General features: G+C 44.0%; 12 protein-coding genes. 4 read left to right on the top strand and 8 right to left on the bottom strand.

Going from position 1 to position 20,027, the window contains the following annotated elements; translation table 11 throughout:
- Nucleotide 1: 1 nt before the first annotated feature.
- The 4 genes from O8C68_05455 to O8C68_05470 form a co-directional block, all read right to left on the bottom strand.
- The gene (locus O8C68_05455) at nt 2-499 is read right to left on the bottom strand and encodes a hypothetical protein (protein ID MCZ7395250.1); all 498 of its coding nucleotides are present in this window, start codon (nt 497-499) and stop codon (nt 2-4) included.
- 233 nt (nt 500-732) lie between these two features.
- The gene (locus tag O8C68_05460; protein MCZ7395251.1) at nt 733-2,040 is read right to left on the bottom strand and encodes a hypothetical protein; all 1,308 of its coding nucleotides are present in this window, start codon (nt 2,038-2,040) and stop codon (nt 733-735) included.
- 84 nt (nt 2,041-2,124) lie between these two features.
- Nucleotides 2,125-13,338: a PGF-pre-PGF domain-containing protein gene (locus tag O8C68_05465; protein MCZ7395252.1), complete on the bottom strand. Its 11,214-nt coding sequence runs from the start codon at nt 13,336-13,338 to the stop codon at nt 2,125-2,127.
- 27 nt (nt 13,339-13,365) lie between these two features.
- Nucleotides 13,366-15,156: a hypothetical protein gene (locus O8C68_05470; GenBank protein MCZ7395253.1), complete on the bottom strand. Its 1,791-nt coding sequence runs from the start codon at nt 15,154-15,156 to the stop codon at nt 13,366-13,368.
- A 506-nt stretch (nt 15,157-15,662) separates the two neighbouring features.
- On the opposite strand from O8C68_05470, the gene O8C68_05475 reads away from it, so the two are divergent.
- Both O8C68_05475 and O8C68_05480 read left to right on the top strand, forming a co-directional pair.
- A complete protein-coding gene (locus O8C68_05475) occupies nt 15,663-15,971 on the top strand; it encodes a PBECR2 nuclease fold domain-containing protein (protein ID MCZ7395254.1) in 309 nt (102 codons plus the stop codon).
- Nucleotides 15,959-16,192: a hypothetical protein gene (locus O8C68_05480; GenBank protein MCZ7395255.1), complete on the top strand. Its 234-nt coding sequence runs from the start codon at nt 15,959-15,961 to the stop codon at nt 16,190-16,192. Before O8C68_05475 ends, O8C68_05480 begins: the two co-directional genes overlap by 13 nt.
- Before the next feature lie 711 nt (nt 16,193-16,903).
- Here the strand turns inward: O8C68_05480 and O8C68_05485 are convergent.
- On the bottom strand, nt 16,904-17,791 hold the full coding sequence (locus tag O8C68_05485) for a homoserine kinase (GenBank protein ID MCZ7395256.1): 888 nt from the start codon (nt 17,789-17,791) through the stop codon (nt 16,904-16,906).
- Between the two features lie 5 nt (nt 17,792-17,796).
- Nucleotides 17,797-18,414, bottom strand: a complete 618-nt coding sequence (locus O8C68_05490) for an adenosine-specific kinase (protein MCZ7395257.1) — start codon at nt 18,412-18,414, stop codon at nt 17,797-17,799.
- Nucleotides 18,415-18,466: 52 nt separating this feature from the next.
- Here O8C68_05490 and O8C68_05495 point away from each other — a divergent pair, with 52 nt between their 5' ends.
- Nucleotides 18,467-18,700 carry a hypothetical protein gene (locus O8C68_05495; GenBank protein ID MCZ7395258.1) on the top strand — a complete coding sequence of 78 codons (234 nt, stop codon included), beginning with the start codon at nt 18,467-18,469 and terminating at the stop codon, nt 18,698-18,700.
- Nucleotides 18,690-18,851, top strand: coding sequence for a hypothetical protein (locus O8C68_05500; protein ID MCZ7395259.1), 162 nt, complete (start codon nt 18,690-18,692; stop codon nt 18,849-18,851). The genes O8C68_05495 and O8C68_05500 overlap by 11 nt, the downstream gene beginning before the upstream one ends.
- Nucleotides 18,852-18,866: 15 nt before the next feature.
- On the opposite strand, the gene O8C68_05505 is transcribed toward O8C68_05500, so the two are convergent.
- Both O8C68_05505 and O8C68_05510 read right to left on the bottom strand, forming a co-directional pair.
- Nucleotides 18,867-19,085 carry a type II toxin-antitoxin system HicB family antitoxin gene (locus O8C68_05505; protein MCZ7395260.1) on the bottom strand — a complete coding sequence of 73 codons (219 nt, stop codon included), beginning with the start codon at nt 19,083-19,085 and terminating at the stop codon, nt 18,867-18,869.
- 1 nt (nt 19,086) lies between these two features.
- On the bottom strand, nt 19,087-19,992 hold the full coding sequence (locus O8C68_05510; protein ID MCZ7395261.1) for a hypothetical protein: 906 nt from the start codon (nt 19,990-19,992) through the stop codon (nt 19,087-19,089).
- Nucleotides 19,993-20,027 lie beyond the last annotated feature (35 nt).

Below are 20,027 nucleotides of genomic sequence, written 5' to 3' on the forward strand. Positions count from 1 at the left end.
CTTACTCAAAAGCGTGAATCTCTTTCCCAACATTCATGCTTCTTATTATATCCAGCGCCAGATAGGCAATCTGCTTATTCTTGTGTAACATCATCTGCTCCACATGATTAAATAGAATCTCGTTGACTTCAGCTTCATTTGATAATACACTCGTTGCATTCATCGCATTGAGTGCTATGTCGTCGGAACTGGATTTAAAGCATGTAACCATGAATGGGATTACTGCATCTGTAAGAATTTTTGTATATTCTCCTGGGGTAAGGGGCTTTACCTTGTTCTCTGTCTCGCGTATCAGTCTCAGTATATCTAAGGAGACGTAAGCAACATCTTTATTCTTATGCTGTAACGCATTGTTAAGAACCTGGGTCAAGTCAGCCAAAGGGGTATAATAAACGAGTGCTTTTGCTGCCTTTAGAGATTCAATTGCAAGTTCATTTTCTGAAGAATTTATGCCTTGGGCTAAAAGTGGCACTAAATGTTTTTCAATAAAACTGTCCATCAGTCATACCTCCGAATTAATATTATAGATATTCTTTTTAAGATATAAATGTTGTCATTAAATACATGATGAATCAAATGAAATTGCCAGTAAGGTGCAACTGGTAGTAGCAACAGTTGTTCTTTTCTACCAGTGCAAAGGTACTGAAGTGGCTTATATTTGCTTTAAGATAATTGACAGATGTATCGCGCTCGCACGGTATTTGCAAAACTTAGCTATTAAATCAGAGTGTCCTATAAACTTTGAGTCGGTATAATTGAACCGTACCCGGATGTCGAGAACGAAGAATGCTTCTTATCCATTTTCCGGCGTCTAAGCTGTTCTATAAACAAGAAGGATTTTGTATGGACCTCGGGTAGAAGATCCCCTGCTGGTGTTTCTACATAATAATCTATTCCGTTCGCATACTCAGCTATCACTGAGCTGACTTCTTCACTTATCCAGCCAATTTCAACATAATATTCAAGTATATCGGCTAACTTATTTCGCCCTACCTTTTCCATAAGGAATTTGGCCCAATTCAATAGAATAACGGAAGTCTCGGGTGTATTATCCAGCGAAGGCACCCTTACTTCTTGATCTTTGCTGTATTGGGAATCTTCTGCTGTTTTCTGCGTAAATTGCGGAACAGGAGAAATTCCGGACTTTGATATATGCTCTGGCTTGATGCGTTCCAAAACTTGCCCCGCAACTTTTTCAGCCAGAGCATTTTCATTTGCAATATTTGAATTTATTAATTTTTTTAATTCCTCTATGCCTTCTTCAAGGGCTTTGAATTTGTTATCGTAATCCTGTGTCAGATTTGACGGTGCCTCCGGGATTTTCTGACCAAGCGCCTCGACCTTTTTCTCGATATCTGTCAGCTTTTCAGCTACAAATTTTTCAGCCAGAGCATTTTCACTTACAATATTTGAATCCATTAATTTTCTTAATTCCTCTATGCCTTCTTCAAGGGCTTTGAATTTATTATCGTAATCCTGTGTCAGATTTGATGGTACCTCCGGGATTTTCTGACCCAGCTCCTCGACCTTTTTCTCGATATCTGTCAGCTTTTCAGATACCATATCTTCGTTCTTTAGAAAACTTAAAACCCGGCTCTGGAGATTTTTCTCGTTTTGCACAAGCTGCTCAATTTTCAATTGTTGATCTTTTGTTGGTAGCACGTTCTCCATGCTCTCTACCCCACTTTCAGCACTAACTATTTCTGCTCCCTCTATTCTTGTTTCTCTGGTCAATCCTTTAATTTTTCTTAAAACATCCAAAGCCAAACGCGCAACCTCATCGCTGTTATGCAGCAATACTTTCTGTAAGTTTTTATAATCTCCAACAATGCCATAATCAATTAAGACGTCAAGAATTTTTAATGATTCTATTGCAACAACTGGCGTGGATAATGCCTGATCGCAAAAAAAAGGATACATGGATCTCCATACATCAGCTTTTCCTTCTACAACAGGTTCATCCTTTCGCTGTATTAACTTATTCAGAAATTTATTCTCTACCGATCTGATGGATTTTCCACTGAAAACCATACTCTCCATCAATTTAAACCTCCGAATTAATATTATAGATATCCTTTTAAGATATAAATTTTATCATTAAACACTGGATAAATTTAAGACCATTCATACAGAGTCTTCATCCGATTGCCTGCTTCCATGGATTATCTCTCTTGCTTTATCATATGCCTTTGCTGCCTCTTCGTATTTCCCTAATTCATAGAGGGCAAAACCTTTGTTATTCCAAGCATCGGCATATTCTGGATTTATCTCTATAGCCTTATCATAAGATTTTATTGCCTCATCGTATTTCCCTATCTCCTGAAGCTCAGTGCCTTTGTCATACCATACATCGGCATTCTCTGGCTTTATCCCAACCGCTTCATAAACTTTAATTGCCTTTTTTTGATATTTACTTAATTTATAAAGGGCAAGGCTGATAAGTATCAAAGCAACTAATGCATACATCCACAGTCTGGATACCCGTTCTATCGCCAACTGTTTTATTAGCTTTTGGATCGGAGCCTCTGTTATTGGAGTTTCGCCTGCCTGACCTGTGGCAGATGGATTAAGGGGAACGGCAACTATTGCAAAAGGCGAGAATGAGCTGGTTTTTGAATAATAATATACGAATGTTTCATCACTGCTCGTTGGCTGAGTATCCAGCGAGCTCCACCTGCTTCCGTCCCATCTAAGAAGTCTTATATTATTCTCCTCAAGGTTATTCTGCGCAAGCCAGCCGCGATCGACTTTAAATCCTATGAATGCGTCTATGATGCTGTCGGGACTATCGAGCTTCGTTGCACCTGTCCAGATATTGGCATATTTATAAACAATTCCTGAGGGCGGTGTCATTCCTTCTGTGTTTGATAAATTTTTGAGCGTTTCTACTCTTATGCTTGTAATTCCAAAGTTCTTTGCCGGAGTTATTAACACTTCAGAAATTACAAGGTTTGGGGTAGTGAATATATAAGAGGCAGGAACATTTGCTCCTAAGTATTGTTCCGCAATCTCAAACGACTCAATGTTTACGGGCGGTTCCGTGGAAATTACGCCTGTGCCGCCTCCGCCGCCGCCACCTCCGCCTCTAACAAATCCCGGCACTGGAGTGGGTGCCGGAGTTGGTGCTGGGGTTGGTGCGGCAGTCACGTTCCACATCCACACCTGTGAAACAACACCATTGGAATTGGTTGCAGTGGCAGTTATGTTCCACACGCCAAGGATTGCAATGGTGCGGGTATAACTGGCATCGGTCACACTCATATTGGTCTGAACCTGCGTCCCGTTGATATACCAGGTTACGTTCACGATCTGGTTTACGGTGATGTTGAAGATTCGAGTTGCACCCATCATATCATTTACAGGCGACGCCGGGGCAAAACTGGTTATATTAGGTGCTCCTGTCGGTGCTGCTGTCACGTTCCATATCCACACCTGTGATACAACGCCATTGGTATTGGTTGCTGTGGCTGTTATGTTCCATACGCCAAGGACACTGGTGTTGGTATAACCGGCATCGGTCACACTCGTATTGGTCTGAACCTGGCTCCCGTTGATATACCAGGTTACGTTCACGATCTGGTTTACGGTGATGTTGAAGGTTCGAGTTGCACCCACGATATCAGTTACAGGCGAAGACGGGGCAAAACTGGTTATATTAGGTGCTCCTGTCGGAGCTTCTGTGACATTCCATATCCACACCTGTGATACAACACCATTGGTATTGGTTGCTGTGGCTGTTATGTTCCATACGCCAAGGACTGCACTGGTGTTGGCATAACCGGCATCGGTTACACTCGTATTGGTCTGAACCTGTGTTCCATTGATATACCAGGTTACGTTCACGATCTGGTTTACAGTTATGGTGAATGTTCGAGTTGCACCCACGATATCATTTGCTAGCGAAGATGGAGCAAACCCTGTGATTACCGGTGATATGGTTGGCGTTGGAGTTGGGGTGGGTGCTGGAGAGGGTGTTGGAGTAGGTGTTGGAGTTGGGGTGGGTGGTGGAGAAGTAACATTCCAGAGCCATGTCTTTGAATCCATGCCGTTATCATTGGTTGCAATTGCGGTTACGTTCCAGAATCCTGCGACTGCACTGGTATTGGTATAATTCGCATCGGTCACACCGATATTGGTCGAAACATTTGTTCCATTGATGTACCAGGTCACGTTCACGGTCTGGTTGGCTGTGATATTAAAGATCCTTGTCGCCCCTGCTGTATCGCTGACTGTCAATGAGGGAGCAAAGCTCGTTATGTTAGGTGCTCCCGGTGCAGTCACTGTGGTTGTGGTATTGACATAGGCGAACTTGGTTGGATCATTCTGCGATGTGGCTGTGCCATTGACCGGGAATATACCTGCAGAAGTATTGGTGACGTTAAGGGCGATGATCAGGCTCTGACCTGAACCGAGCGTGGATGTTGGAGAGGAGATGTTCAGCAATGCTACGGAGGCACTGCTGGTATTGGTTACAAGGAGAGTATAGGTATCCGGATCAGTACCGTTATTGGTAAGATTAAGCACGTAGGTGGCATTCATGCCGGCATCGGTGCTCTTTGAAGTAACGTTTATGCTTAAACTGACAGCCCGGACAGCACCAAGCGCTGTTGTTGTATTTACACTGGCGAACTTCGAATTGTTGCCCTGCGAGATTGCACTTACGTTCACAAGGAATGTGCCCGAGGATGTATTGGTGACGTTAAGTGCAAAGATCAGGCTCTGACCTGAACCGAGCGTGGATGTTGGGGAGGAGATGTTCAGCAATGCTACGGAGGCATTGCTTGCGTTAGTAACAATAAGAATGTAAGAATCCGGGTTTGTGCCATTGTTTGTGAGGTTGAGCACATAAGTGGCATTCACGCCGGCATCGGTGCTCTTTGAAGTAGCGTCTATGCTTAAACTGACTGCCCGAACAGCACCAAGCGCTGTTGTGGTATTTACACTGGCAAACTTCGAATTGTTGCCCTGCGAGATTGCTGTTACGTTCACAAGGAATGTGCCCGAAGAGGTATTGGTGACGTTGAGCGAGAAGATCAAACTCGTTCCTGGTGCCAGAGTCGATGTTGGCGAGGAGATATTGAGATCTGCTACGGAGGCATTGCTTGCGTTGGTTACCAGCAAGGTGTAGGAATCCGGGTCGCTGCCGTTATTGGTAAGATTGAGCACGTAGGTGGCATTCACACCGGCATCGGCGTCCTTTGAAATAGCGTCTATGCTTAAACTGACAGACTGGACAACATTCACAGTCGTGGTGGTATTGACGTAAGCGAATTTCGTGGCATCGTTGCTTGAGGTTGCGGTTACATTCACAAGGGACGTGCCTGAGGAAGTATTGGTGACGTTAAGGGCGATGATCAGGCTCTGACCTGAACCGAGCGTGGATGTTGGAGAGGAGATGTTCAGCAATGCTACAGAGGCATTGCTTGCGTTAGTAACAATAAGAATGTAAGAATCCGGGTTTGTGCCATTGTTTGTGAGGTTGAGCACGTAGGTGGCATTCACGCCGGCATCGGTGCTCTTTGAAGAAGAGTCTATGCTTAAACTGACAGCCCGGACAGCACCAACCGCTGTTGTGGTATTCACGCTGGCGAACTTCGAATTGTTGCCCTGCGAGATTGCGGTTACGTTCACAAGGAATGCGCCTGAGGAAGTATTGGTTACATTGAGCGAGAAGATCAAACTCGCTCCTGGCGCCAGAGTCGATGTGGGCGAGGAGATATTGAGAGCTGCTACGGAGGCATTGCTTGTGTTGGTTACCAGCAAGGTGTAGGAATCCGGGTCGCTGCCGTTATTGGTAAGATTGAGCACGTAAGTGGCATTCACGCCGGCATCGGTGTCCTTTGAAGTAGCGTCTATGCTTAAATTGACTTCCCTGAAGGCATTCACAGTCGTGGTGGTATTGACGTAAGCGAATTTCGTGGGATCACTTGAGTTAGCAGATACGTTCACCGTGAAAGTGCCCGAAGAGGTATTGGTGACGTTAAGGGCGATTATAACACTCTGTCCTGCATTCAGGCTCTGGCTCAATGAGGTGTTCAGAAGAGCAGTTGAGGCACTGTTTGCGTTAGTAACGTCGAGAGTATAGGTATCCGCATCAGTGCCGTTGTTGGTGAGGTTGAGCACGTAGGTGGCATTGGTTCCTGCTGTGGTTGTTTTTGTAGCAGAATCCACACTCAGGCTCACTGCCCTGACTGCATTCACAGTCGTGGTGGTATTGACATAGGTGAATTTTGTGGCATCGTTGTCTGAGGTAGCAGATACGTTCACCTTGAAAGTGCCTGCACCGGCAGAAGTATTGGTCACGTTAAGGGCGATTATAACACTCTGTCCTGCATTCAGGCTCTGGCTCAATGAGGTATTCAGAAGAGCGGTTGAAGCACCGTTTGCGTTAGTAACGACGAGAGTATAGGTATCCGCATCAGTACCGTTGTTGGTGAGGTTGAGCACGTAGGTTGCATTGATTCCTGCTGTGGTTGTTTTTGTAGCAGAATCCACACTCAAGCTGACTGCCCTGACTGCATTCACAGTCGTGGTGGTATTAACATAGGTGAATTTTGTGGCATCGCTGTTTGAGGTAGCAGACACGTTCACTTTGAAAGTGCCAGCACCGGCAGAAGTATTGGTGACGTTAAGGGCGATTATAACACTCTGTCCTGCATTCAGGCTCTGGCTCAATGAGGTATTCAGAAGAGCGGTTGAGGCACTGTTCGCGTTCGTAACGACGAGAGTATAGGTATCCGGATCGCTGCCGTTGTTGGTGAGGTTGAGGCTATAGGTTGCATTGGTTCCTGCTGTGGTTGTTTTTGTGGCAGAATCCACACTCAGGCTGACTGCCCTGACAACATTCACAGTCGTGGTGGTATTGACGTAAGCGAATTTTGTGGCATCGCTGCTTGAGGTTGCGGTTACGTTCACCTTGAACGTGCCCGAAGAGGTATTGGTGACGTTAAGGGCGAAGATCAGGCTCTGACCTGAACCGAGCGTGGATGTTGGAGAGGAGATGTTCAGCAATGCTACAGAGGCACTGCTGGCATTGGTTACAAGGAGAGTATAGGTATCGGCATCAGTACCGTTGTTGGTGAGGTTGAGGATGTAGGTGGCATTGGTTCCTGCTGTGGTTGTTTTTGTAGCTGAATCCACACTCAGACTGACTGCCCTGATGGCATTCACAGTCGTGGTGGTATTGGCATAGGCGAATTTTGTGGCATCGTTGCTTGAGGTTGCGGTTACGTTCACCTTGAAAGTGCCAGCACCGGCAGAAGTATTGGTGACGTTGAGCGAGAAGATCAGGCTCTGACCTGAACTGAGCGTGGATGTTGGAGAGGAGATGTTCAGCAATGCTACAGAGGCACTGCTGGCATTGGTTACAAGGAGAGTATAGGTATCCGGATCGCTGCCGTTGTTGGTGAGGTTGAGGATGTAGGTGGCATTGGTTCCTGCTGTGGTTGTTTTTGTAGCAGAATCCACACTCAGGCTGACTGCCCTGACTGCATTCACAGTCGTAGTGGTATTGACGTAAGCGAATTTTGTGACATCGCTGCTTGAGGTTGCGGTTACATTCACCTTGAACGTGCCCGAAGAGGTATTGGTGACGTTAAGAGCGAAAATCAGGCTCTGACCTGAACCGAGCGTGGATGTTGGGGAGGAGATGTTCAGCGATGCTACGGAGGCACTGCTGGCATTGGTTACAAGGAGAGTATAGGTATCTGCATCAGTACCGTTGTTGGTGAGGTTGAGTATATAGGTTGCATTGGTTCCCGCAGTGGTTGTTTTTGTAGCTGAATCCACACTCAGGCTCACTGCCCTGATGGCATTCACAGTCGTGGTGGTATTAACATAGGCGAATTTCGTGGCATCGTTGTCTGAGGTAGCAGATACGTTCACCTTGAAAGTGCCAGCACCGGCAGAAGTATTGGTGACGTTAAGGGCTAATATAACACTCTGTCCTGCATTCAGGCTCTGGCTCAGTGAGGTATTCAGAAGGGCGGTTGAGGCACTGTTCGCATTAGTAACGACGAGAGTATAGGTATCCGCATCAGTACCGTTGTTGGTGAGGTTGAGTACGTAGGTGGCATTGGATCCTGCTGTGGTTGTTTTTGTAGCAGAATCCACACTCAGGCTGACTGCCCTGACTGCATTCACAGTCGTAGTGGTATTGACATAGGCGAATTTTGTGGCATCGCTGTTTGAGGTAGCAGACACGTTCACTTTGAAAGTGCCAGTACCGGCAGAAGTATTGGTGACGTTAAGGGCTAATATAACACTCTGTCCTGCATTCAGGCTCTGGCTTAATGAGGTGTTCAGCAGAGCGGTTGAGGCACTGTTCGCGTTCGTAACGACGAGAGTATAGGTATCCGGATCGCTGCCGTTGTTGGTGAGGTTGAGGATGTAGGTGGCATTGGTTCCTGTTGTGGTTGTTTTTGTAGCAGAATCCACACTCAGACTCACAGCCCGGACAGCATTCACAGTCGTGGTGGTATTGACGTAAGCAAACTTTGTGGCATCGCTGCTTGAGGTTGCGGTTACATTGACGCTGAAGTTGCCCGAAGAGGTATTGGTGACGTTAAGGGCGAAGATCAGGCTCTGACCTGAACCGAGCGTGGATGTTGGGGAGGAGATGTTCAGCAATGCTACAGAGGCACTGCTTACATTGGTTACAAGGAGAGTATAGGTATCTGCATCAGTACCGTTGTTGGTGAGGTTGAGTATATAGGTTGCATTGGTTCCCGCAGTGGTTGTTTTTGTAGCTGAATCCACACTCAGGTTCACTGCCCTGATGGCATTCATAGTCGTGGTGGTATTGACATAGGCGAATTTCGTGGGATCACTTGAGGTAGCAGATACGTTCACCTTGAAAGTGCCAGCACCGGCAGAAGAATTGGTGACGTTAAGGGCTAATATAACACTCTGTCCTGCATTCAGGCTCTGGCTCAATGAGGTGTTCAGAAGAGCGGTTGAAGCACTGTTCGCGTTCGTAACGACGAGAGTATAGGTATCTGCATCAGTACCGTTGTTGGTGAGGTTGAGCACATAGGTGGCATTGGTTCCCGCTGTGGTTGTTTTTGTAGCAGAATCCACACTCAGACTCACAGCCCGGACAGCATTCACAGTCGTTGTGGTATTGACATAGGCGAATTTCGTGGCATCGCTGTTTGAGGTTGCGGTTACATTGACGCTGAAGTTGCCCGAAGAGGTATTGGTGACGTTAAGGGCGAATATAACACTCTGTCCTGCATTCAGGCTCTGGCTCAATGAGGTATTCAGAAGAGCGGTTGAGGCACTGTTTGCGTTAGTAACGACAAGAGTATAGGTATCTGCATCAGTCCCGTTGTTGGTGAGGTTGAGCACGTAGGTGGCATTGGTTCCTGTTGTGGTTGTTTTTGTAGCTGAATCCACACTCAGACTCACAGCCCGGACAGCATTCACAGTCGTGGTGGTATTGACGTAAGCAAACTTTGTGGCATCGCTTGAGGTTGCGGTTACATTGACGCTGAAGTTGCCCGAAGAGGTATTGGTGACGTTAAGGGCGAAGATCAGGCTCTGACCTGAACCTATAATGGATGTTGGGGAGGAGATGTTCAGCAATGCTACAGAGGCACTGCTTGCATTGGTTACAAGGAGAGTATAGGTATCCAGATCGCTGCCGTTATTGGTGAGGTTGAGCACGTAGGTGGCATTCACGCCGGCATCGGTGCTCTTTGAAGTAGCGTCTATGCTTAAACTGACAGCCCGGACAGCACCAATTGCTGTTGTAGTATTCACGCTGGCGAACTTCGAATTGTTGCCCTGCGAGATTGCGGTTACGTTCACAAGGAATGTGCCTGAGGAAGTATTGGTTACATTGAGCGAGAAGATCAAGCTCTGACCCGGACTGAGCGTAGAAGTGGGCGAGGAGATATTGAGAGCCGCTACGGAGGCATTGCTTGCGTTGGTTACCAGCAAGGTGTAGGAATCCGGGTCGCTGCCGTTATTGGTAAGATTGAGCACGTAGGTGGCATTCACGCCGGCATCGGTGTCCTTTAAAGTAGCGTCTATGCTTAAACTAACAGACCGGACAGCATTCACAGTCGTTGTGGTATTGACATAGGCGAATTTTGTGGCATCGCTGCTTGAGGTTGCGGTTACATTGACGCTGAAGTTACCCGAAGAGGTATTGGTGACGTTGAGAGCGAAGATCAGGCTCTGACCCGGACTGAGCGTAGAAGTGGGCGAGGAGATGTTCAGCAATGCTACGGAGGCACTGCTGGAATTGGTTACAAGGAGAGTATAGGTATCTGCATCAGTGCCTTTGTTGGTGAGGTTGAGTACGTAAGTGGCATTGGTTCCAGCAGATGTTGTCTGTGAGGTTGTATTTACGGTCAGGCTGACTGCCCTGACGGCATTCACAGTCGTGGTGGTATTGACGTAAGCAAACTTAGTTGAGTCATTCACCGAGGTTGCCGTGACATTGACATAGAATGTTCCTGACGATGAATTGGTTACATTGAGTGCGAATATTACGCTTCCATTTTGAGGCACATACACAAAATTCGAGGAGATGTTCAAGAAAGCGGATGCTCCGTTTGTATTATCGATCGTGAGATTATACGAATCCGTTCCTGCTGTGCCGTTATTGGTCAGATTGAGAATATAGGTCGCATTTGTTCCTGCAACAGTAGTATTTGTTAATGCAGATATATTTGTCAGGCTCACCCCGAATGAAGTCACAGTTACCGTGAAATTAGCCGAGGAGACTGAGCCGTACCCGTCTGTCACGTTTATCTGCCAGGAATGGATGCCTGTATCGCTGCCCGTAGTCGTCCAGAGCAGCGTGCCGTTATTCGCGTAGAACGTACCGTTCGTGAAATTACTGGCAAACGTCGGAGTATCGTTATCCGCATCGGTTGAATTTGGATATATACTCAGGGTTTGCCCTTCAACCAATGAATAGCTATCTGATATGTTGCCTATTGTAACAGGGTTGTTCTGGATTGAAGTGTTCTGCGTTACACTTCCAATACTGAGAGCTCTTGTATAGTCATTGTAACCAAACACTGTGATATTGCTGTATCCATGCGGACTGATCGAGACGTTAAAATAATTATTGGCAGTGCCATTATTCCATGTCCCATTCTGGCTTATATTAAACGATGTAGTGTTACCTCCAGCAGTCCATGTTGAGTTGCAATAGAAATTCCCACATGTAGTGTTTAAGTTTGTAGCGTTTGCAGTAATATCCGGAATTGTGATATTGACATTATAAACATCAGCACCATTTACTGTAACTTGTGTGATATCGCTGCTGTAAACTCCGCTGCTTGCAGTAAGATTATACGTGCCATTAATTAGTTCTTCTAAGATATAATCGCCATTTGAACCCGTACTTACAATATAGAGACTGGCGGTCTGGACATAAGCATTTTGTATCGGATTTCCAAGGTAATTAAGAACATATCCTGAGATATTGAAACCAATTTCTTCCGCAGTCTCAATAATCAATGGGTCTGAACGCTGACCTGTATTGCCGACATTATCCACGGCTTTAGCTGTGAAGTTATACCTGTAACTTTCCGATAGACCCCCAATCAAATAAGAAGTTGCTGGGGTATTGGCTATCTGAACATAATCCGTGAGGTTCCTGAATGTTATCAATCCCCACGTACTCGGATTGTCCACGCTGGAGTTTGCATTTAACGGGAAATATGTGTGCCTCTCTATGAAATCGGTGCCGGCGGTACATCCATTATCAAACAGGAAATTTATAAGTGTGCTGTCAGAGGGGTTGCCTATCTCAGATAGTGGAATTCTTATCTCATATCTTGGCGCATGTGTACCTGCACCAGCAACAGCACTCACTGCACTGGTACTGTTTACGACCCAAGCTGTGCCGTTGCCTGTATAGCGGACAAGGTTGTTCTGCTCACTAATTTCATACATCTGGTCATCCGGCTGCGGAGCGGTGCCACCATCTCTGTTCACGTCAAATGCAAGTCTTATCGTTTCATCGCTTGTATTTGTGTCATTATCCGGTGCATGCACCATCAAGTAAAGGTACGCGGTATTGAATTTAGTCCAGAAATTGCCTACCCTCGTCCTTCCTGTGACGTGGCATTCCAGACAGTTAATTGGTTCATTGGTCTTGAAAGTATACCAGTAAGAATCGTTCTCGTACCCCGATGCTATTCCGGTTGCATTTATTGTTGGTCTATCGATGGTCATGTAATTGAACGATGCATTGGTTTGCTCAATTCTGTATTCCTTGATTCCAGAGCCGTTTGCATCATTGCTTGCGTTCCATGCAACATTGACTGAATTCTTTGTGGGGACAGTAGTGTTATGGAAATTAGTTACCTGCGATGGGGGATGAATGTCGTTTACCTGAACTGTGAAATTCTTCGTAGAAACTGAACCATACCCATCAGTGACGTTAATCTGCCAGCTATAATTTCCGTATCCTGCCTGCCAGTTGAGTATTCCTGTAGATGAATTGAATGTCCCCTGAGTGAAATTTCTGTTAAAAATGCATGTGTCGCCGTCTATGTCAGTGCAATTCGCAGCTATATAAAGAGTCTCACTGTCATTGAGATTATATGAATCTGAAATATTAGTTATCGTTACTGGATTGTTCGGGACCCGGGTGTTCTGGGATACAGCAGTGCTGTTCAACGTGCCTGCTCCTGAACTGTTGTATGCATATACCGAGATGTTGCTCCAGCCGTGCGGAGCTAAACCTGAATTATTGTAATAGGTACTGTTTGTACCGTTATGCGAGGTACCATTGACGCTTACGTTGTACGAATCCGTTATGTTTCCTGATCCTGCCTGCCAGCTATGGTTCACGTAAAAGTTACCGGTGACATTAATCAGGTTTGTGGGTGCTGGAGGAACATACGTTCGATTGGATATTTCAAAGTCATGCTGATTCTGGCTCCATCCTGTGTAATTGAATGTCACCCACCCGGTAGCATTGGATTGCTGCATCTGGTCAACAACTCCATCAACCTTGAAAACATATTTTACCGATGATACCTGCATTCGCGCAGAGATATTGAGATAGCCATCAGCGCCATTCCCGGTGTATGTTACGACATCGGTAACATTATCATAAGAAATATTCGAGAGCGTTTTATTGGTATTTGCGGTGAATCCTGTCGCTGTGCCGTTGATGTAAAACTGGAGCGTGGATACCGGTGAATTGGTTGAGTTGTATACAGTGATATTGGTTGAGTTCTGGACTGAAAGGACGTTAATGAAAGCACCGTTGTTAAGGTTGAAAAGAGTGTCGTTTACAATGCTGACGTCAGCCGAAGCTACACCGATTGCGAAAACTGCCAAAAATAGAAGGAGATATAGCTTCATGGCTATTTTTCATCTATTGGCATATTTTTATCCCACTTTTAAAGCTGTAATCACTGTTGCATTTCCAGTAACGAAATCTGTGGTAGAGTCAATCACCTGACCTCCCACAGTGCCTATACATGATACGCTAATCATTGGGGCAGAATTTGTAGTAAATATTCCGCTCATATAAAGGTTTGCATAACCGAAAACACCGTTTGCGGTAGCTTGAATATAGGATTCGGATGCACTTATATTTACTCTTGGTGTTGAGCTTGCCCACATTACACAAGTCACATTCCCTTTGTTGCTGCCGGCGCCGCCGCCTTGATTATTTCCAATAGTAGCTTGTCCAGATAAATACCATGTACCAGACGTTACGTTCAGGCTGGTAGCATTATACCATTGATAGGCGTTAGTCATGGGAATGTCTGCTGCCGCGCTATTCATTATGGCTGTTAGGGTGGGGGTGTTCCAGACTCCATTGCCCTGCCAATAAGTCGTTGAAGATGCGCCTGTGCCGTTATTGAGCCTGTTGACAGACAGGTTACCTGACGTGATGTTGCTTGCGTTCATACTATACAGATTTGCAGATGAATTGATGCTATCCGATATTACTCCTGTCGTAGAATTGTAAGATACAAGCCCGCTGCTTGATGAGATATTACTTCTAACTCCACTTTGAAATGCGGAGTAATTCACGAAATAAGCATCATGACAAGAATTTCCACAACTCATTATGCTGTTATTTGAATAATTAGTATTGGTTAAACTGTAATTAGGGAAGTTCCCTGAATATGTCGCAATTAAAAGTAAGCTATCATTCCTGAAATTTGTTGAGTTAGGATAAACTGTTCCATTAAAGTAGCTGTCATTGGTCTTTAAATTGTTCACCGAAATCTGTAAAGAATTGTTATTGAAGTTTGTTGATGCTGGAAATACTGAACCATTGAAGTAAGAGTCGTTGGTCTGTAAATTGTTCACCGAAATCTGTAAAGAATTGTTATTGAAGTTTGTTGATGCTGGAAATACCGAGCCATTGAAGTAAGAGTCGTTGGTCTGTAAATTGTTCACCGAAATCTGTAAAGAATTGTTATTGAAGTTTGTTGATGCTGGAAATACCGAGCCGTTGAAGTAAGAGTCGTTGGTCTGCAAAGCAGGAACTGATGAGTTCGGGAAGTTAGTTCCATATGTTGAGATTAAAAGTAAGCTGTCATTTCTAAAGTTTGTTGATAATGGAAATACCGAACCATTGAAGTAAGAGTCGTTGGTCTGCAAAGCAGGAACTGATGAGTTCGGGAAGTTAGTTCCATATGTTGAGATTAAAAGTAAGCTGTCATTTCTAAAGTTTGTTGATAGTGGAAATACCGAGCCATTGAAGTAAGAGTCGTTGGTCTGCAAACCAGGAACTGATGAGTTCGGGAAGTTAGTTCCATATGTTGAGATTAAAAGTAAGCTGTCATTTCTAAAGTTTGTTGATAATGGAAATACCGAGCCATTGAAGTAAGAATCGTTGGTCTGCAAAGCAGGAACTGATGAGTTCGGGAAGCTGGTTCCATATGTTGAGATTAAAAGTAAGCTGTCATTTCTAAAGTTTGTTGATAGTGGAAATACCGAGCCATTGAAGTAAGAGTCGTTGGTCTGCAAACCAGGAACTGATGAGTTCGGAAAATCTGCAGGAACTCCTGATAAATAGCCCCAATTTAAATTACCTATAAAGTTCTGTGCTGTGACGTTATTCACAACAGTTATATTATCTCCGATTTGTGTAGCTGCCGACGCTGATGTTATTGTAAACAACAGTAAAACTGCAATTCCAATTTTATAATTTCCTTTCATATTCTAAACCTCCGATTTTTCCTGCGCAGACTGACCAGAGCTTGAGGGATAATTTTCATTCCTGGCTTCATTTCTTCTCCCAGGTGCCATCAATAATTATCATTATGAGCATACTATATATAGTTTTCATGAATTTTACCCCCAAATTTGACAGTTGCAGTAGATTTTTTAAAAAAACAACAAGAATGCTATATTTTTGTCATTTTCACTCAAATAATAAGCCTATTTTTAGTTCAGAATTGAGGGAATTTCCAGGAAAAAAGCTAATAAATAGCCAAGAGCGCCTGGGGTTTTGCGGAAGCGCCACAAATTAATTTATGGTAATTTATAAATTTCAGAAATGATGTACAGGATTGGATCAAAAATAATAATTTTATCGAAATTGCCGCCGGCTCAGTTAATTTCGTAATTTATCGACCTTCCTTTACGAAACTCTCTTTTTTCCTCCCACTACCTAAACATAGGATATTATATTCAAAGAATGCATTTAAAGAAATGGTGGTTTTTTGATTGCGATAACCGATGTGTCTGGTAAGTCTATTCATTTAACTGAAAAAAGATTAGAGCACATTTTAAAAAGGCAAGAAATGCAAGGGCAACTTGAACGAATCAAAGAAACATTAGCAGACCCTGATATCATAAAAGAGAGTAATCAAGATAGCTCTGTCTGGCTTTTTTATCGCTTTTATACGAGAACGCCTGTAACGGAAAAGTATTTACTCGTTGCGGCAAAATTACTCTATGACGCCGGATTCCTAATAACTGCATTCTATACAGACAGGATTAAGACAGGTGCAACAATATGGGAAAAATGAATATATGGTTTGATGAAGAAGGGGACTTTCTTGAGATAACCTCAATCCCCTCTAAGAAAGGATTCTTTAAGGATGTTGGAAACGATATTTGGGAGCGGGTGGATAGCACAGGAAATGTCCTGGGGTTTGCGATTTTGAATTTTAAAAAGAGGTTCGAAAAATTAAAGGAAGAATCTATTGAGTTGCCGGTTGATATTCTATTCGCACAGGCTGAGGCCTAAGAATAGGAGCAAAATGGGCTATAAAATTGGGGAAAAGTAGCCCGGCGAGGATTCAAACCATAGTCGTAAGATCAGAGCCTCGCATGATTGACCACTGCACTACAGGCTTCGGCTGCATAATTACACCATGTGCGCCATAATCATCACTCAATTTTCTCAAGCGCCCACAGGTAAAGCGGAAGGCTTATCCTGAAGTCGCTTTTTGCCAGCGCGTTAAGAGTTTCCACAGCTTTTTCATCTGTCAGTTTATCGGTTTTTACTGCTGCTACAAGGAGCCCGATTAAACCTGTAAACTTTAACCCTCTCGACTCTGCAAATCTCCTCGCGTTTGCCCCAGCAAACTGAGCTTATCCATCATTGTCGCCCATCATCACAAACAAAACTGTCAGAATCCGGAAAGCCATTATAACCGAGTCCGGCGGTTGGGGAAATTCCGAGCGCAGTGTAGTAAAAAGAGAAATTATAATTATTGGATGCATTGGCTTTCGTATTCTTTTATTTGTTAAGTAATTAATTTCTTAACAATATTCAGTCTTCGCATCCTGGTCTATGATGAAAAGCAAAAAGATAAGCGGGAAGGGGAGTGGGTGGTATCGTTGAAAAAATGAACCCGCTTATCTTGTTCGTTATTCAACGAACATGTATATATTGACTGGCTCAACATAAATAGTTTTCGCATATTTGATTTTATAAACTTGAATATATTAAAAATCATTCTATAATTTCTATCCCTCTTCCGATTGTGGTGATAAAAGCCTCGCTCTTGATGCGTTTCTTCGAAAAAGCCTGTGCCATAGCCTCTGCGATATTTTCCCTTTCATCCATCCTGCAAACTGCAATCATAGTCGGTCCAGAACCGCTTATTGTTACTCCAGCCGACCCGGCACGAAGCGCGCTTTTCTTGACCTGTGTATATCCAGTGATAAGTTTTGAGCGTATCTTTTCGATCACCCTGTTCTCCATGCTTTCTCCTATGAGCCTTATATCGCTTTTCATCATGCCCACAACCATAGACGCGGCGCTTCCTGTATTAAAGGAAATATCAGGAAGTGAAATTTTTTTGGGCAGGATGGCACGGGCTCTCCGCGTGCTGACAACTATGTCGGGATGAAGTGCAACTATGCCTATATTTTCAGGATTAAGAGAGATTATGTTGTTATTATGAACTATCACAAAGCCGCCGTAGATGGCAGGTGCCACGTTATCTGCATGAGGTGCTCCTGAAACTGCTTTCTCTCCCTGCGCTGCTATCTGGACAAGTTCTTCCTTTGAAAGCCCGAGACCATAAATCTCGTTCATTGCAAACGCCACTCCTGCAGCGGGCGCAGCGCTGCTTCCAAGCCCACTTGAGAGGGGAATGTCCCTGTGTATAGTGATTTTTACAGGTTTTCCAAGAGCTGAGGCAACAATTCCAGCAGTATTCTTTCGCGGGTCAAGGGGTACCTGCTTCGAGTCCCTTCCAGTGACTATTATCTCTGTCCTTTTGCTTTTTTCAACTTCTATTATGTCGAAAGGAACTTCTAATGCGATGCCGAATACATCAAAGCCCGCGCCGAGATTGGCGGAAGTGGCGGGAACCCTGACTTTCAGGTGATCCATATCAATTATCTCTTATAGCCGATGGTACGGAGGAAGGATTTTCTTTCTTCTTTATCCCCTGCGCTCTCAATGCCTTTCGGTTTTTCGCCATCTATTACGCCGAGTATACCCCTTCCCTGTCGTGTTTCTGCTATGGCGACCTCGACAGGATTTGCGGTGGCGCAGAATATATTGCATACTTCCTGTACGTTTTTTACTGCATTCAGGACATTTACTGGATAGGCGTCCCTCATGAATACCAGAAAGCTGTGACCGCATCCGATGGCAAGGGCATTATCCTGGGCTGCTTTTATCAGTTCCTCGTCGTTTCCATCGCTCCTGACAAGGCACTTGCCTGAGGCTTCGCAGAACGCAAGCCCGAATTTGATGCCAGGACAGGAGGTGATGAGGGCTTCGTATAAATCCTCAGCGCTTTTGATGAAATGAGTTTGCCCGAGAATCAGGTTTGTGTCAGGCGGCGCAATGATTTTTACAGATTTTAGTTCCATAGTTTCTCCCGAGGTTATTATTGGTTTTTTGGTATTTATCCTTATTTCAGTTCTATGGTAAATTTTTGCCTCGTATATCAGATTTTTAGACTGTTCGGCGCTGATAGTTACCGAATCAGCGAGGGCGTGGTTCAAAAATCTAAAAATTACAGAAAATATTAAATCTGTTGTTGCTGTATAATAATACATGGCAGAAGTTTCGACAATCATGCAAAATATTGCAAAGCAACTTAATAATATGTCACCTGAGCTTCAACATCAAGTGCTTGATTTTGCTCAGGCATTGGCTAAATCTCATCTAAAAGGTGTGCCTGGCAAGAAATTCCTTCGTTTTTCCGGTATTATAGAGGCGGAGGATATTCAAGCTATGACTCAAGCCATTGAAGCGAGCTGTGAGCAGGTTGACGTGAATGAGTGGTAAAATCCTGCTGGGTACTAATATCATGGTGGTAGACTTTTTGAACTTAAGCAGGATTGTTATTGGCGCTAAGAAAGAGGATTTTTGCTTCAGTAATTATATTTTTAGACTGTTCGGCGCCGATAGTATGAGAGCAGCGGTCGGCGCATGCTAAAAAAGGCTTGCTTCTCTAAGCGTATATCAGCCTGCCTCTGGGTTTTGGGATTTCCCTTCCAAGCTCCATAGCAGTTTCTATCCATTCTTTTATCACAGTGAGAGTGTTTTTTATCGCTTCCTCGTAAGTCCTGCCGTCTGCCATGCAACCGGGAAGTTCGGGTACTTCCACGATGTAGGCGTCGTCATCTTCGCTCCAATATACGACCATTTCGTATTTTATATCCTCTTTCATATTAGATTAATTTTTTGAGCCTCTCTAAGCTGTTTTTCAATTCTAAATCTTCTATAACAGCCACTCGCTCTGCAAGCTTGTCAATTGTTTTTTTGTCCTGAATAATCCATTCACTTAAGGTGTTCAATTCAATAACAATACCAATATCGACAACATCATGCAAATCACTCATGAATTTACTTAATTCCTTAGGAATAACTTTTACTTCATAAAATTCTTCTTCTAAAAGAAGTCGTCTTCCAACATCTGTGTTGTTCGGGATTACATGAACATCGGCTGATAATTTTTTGTAAATATTGTATAGCGCTTCAACTGGCTTTTCAATCGGTTCAAGTATCCCCCACTCCGAAAGCTGCTCTACAATCGTTTTTACTGACGGGCGATAAGCCGATTGCTCTATGAAAACTTTGTCATCAACTGTAACCATAAGCATATCATGGATTGTAGCTGATGTTTTCTCTAAGTCTTCTTTGCCACCTATAGTTTTGGTTATCATATCCTTTAAACGCCTACCACTTTTGTCTTTCTCCAAAACTTCAGCTCTTTCACGAAATTTTCTGTGCGCCAAACATTCAAAAAATGCCCCTTTAATAATTAGCTCATGCGTTGACCTAAGAAGAGTAAATGCAACATTGTAATATCCTGTAAGGGCTTCTAAAAAAGATCGGTGTGCTGATGAGAAAGCCTCCCAATGGTAGGTAAGGAATGCAGATTTAGAATACCAATTTGTTTTATCCGTTAATGGTACACAGAGAGAAGCTAAATACACAAATTCATGAATTGAATCATGAGCTTTTTGTATCTCTTGAAAATTATTTTCAAGGGAGAATCTTATGTTCGGGAGGCCAATTTCTTCAATAGTATGCGAAAGCGCTTTAGAAAACAAATCGTTAACCTCTAATTCCATTAATCTCTCCCATCTATACCACCTACCTCTTACGG

This window comes from Candidatus Methanoperedens sp. (assembly GCA_027460525.1).
In the GTDB taxonomy this organism is placed as follows: Archaea; Halobacteriota; Methanosarcinia; order Methanosarcinales; family Methanoperedenaceae; genus Methanoperedens.

Bases quoted from the DNA above. Each gene is read 5' to 3' on its own strand.
- O8C68_05485 (MCZ7395256.1), bottom strand. From the start codon at position 17,791: ATGGATCACCTGAAAGTCAGGGTTCCCGCCACTTCCGCCAATCTCGGC.
- O8C68_05470 (MCZ7395253.1), bottom strand. From the start codon at position 15,156: ATGAAAGGAAATTATAAAATTGGAATTGCAGTTTTACTGTTGTTTACA.
- O8C68_05455 (MCZ7395250.1), bottom strand. From the start codon at position 499: ATGGACAGTTTTATTGAAAAACATTTAGTGCCACTTTTAGCCCAAGGC.
- O8C68_05500 (MCZ7395259.1), top strand. From the start codon at position 18,690: ATGAGTGGTAAAATCCTGCTGGGTACTAATATCATGGTGGTAGACTTT.
- O8C68_05465 (MCZ7395252.1), bottom strand. From the start codon at position 13,338: ATGAAGCTATATCTCCTTCTATTTTTGGCAGTTTTCGCAATCGGTGTA.
- O8C68_05460 (MCZ7395251.1), bottom strand. From the start codon at position 2,040: ATGGAGAGTATGGTTTTCAGTGGAAAATCCATCAGATCGGTAGAGAAT.
- O8C68_05495 (MCZ7395258.1), top strand. From the start codon at position 18,467: ATGGCAGAAGTTTCGACAATCATGCAAAATATTGCAAAGCAACTTAAT.
- O8C68_05510 (MCZ7395261.1), bottom strand. From the start codon at position 19,992: ATGGAATTAGAGGTTAACGATTTGTTTTCTAAAGCGCTTTCGCATACT.
- O8C68_05505 (MCZ7395260.1), bottom strand. From the start codon at position 19,085: ATGAAAGAGGATATAAAATACGAAATGGTCGTATATTGGAGCGAAGAT.
- O8C68_05480 (MCZ7395255.1), top strand. From the start codon at position 15,959: ATGGGAAAAATGAATATATGGTTTGATGAAGAAGGGGACTTTCTTGAG.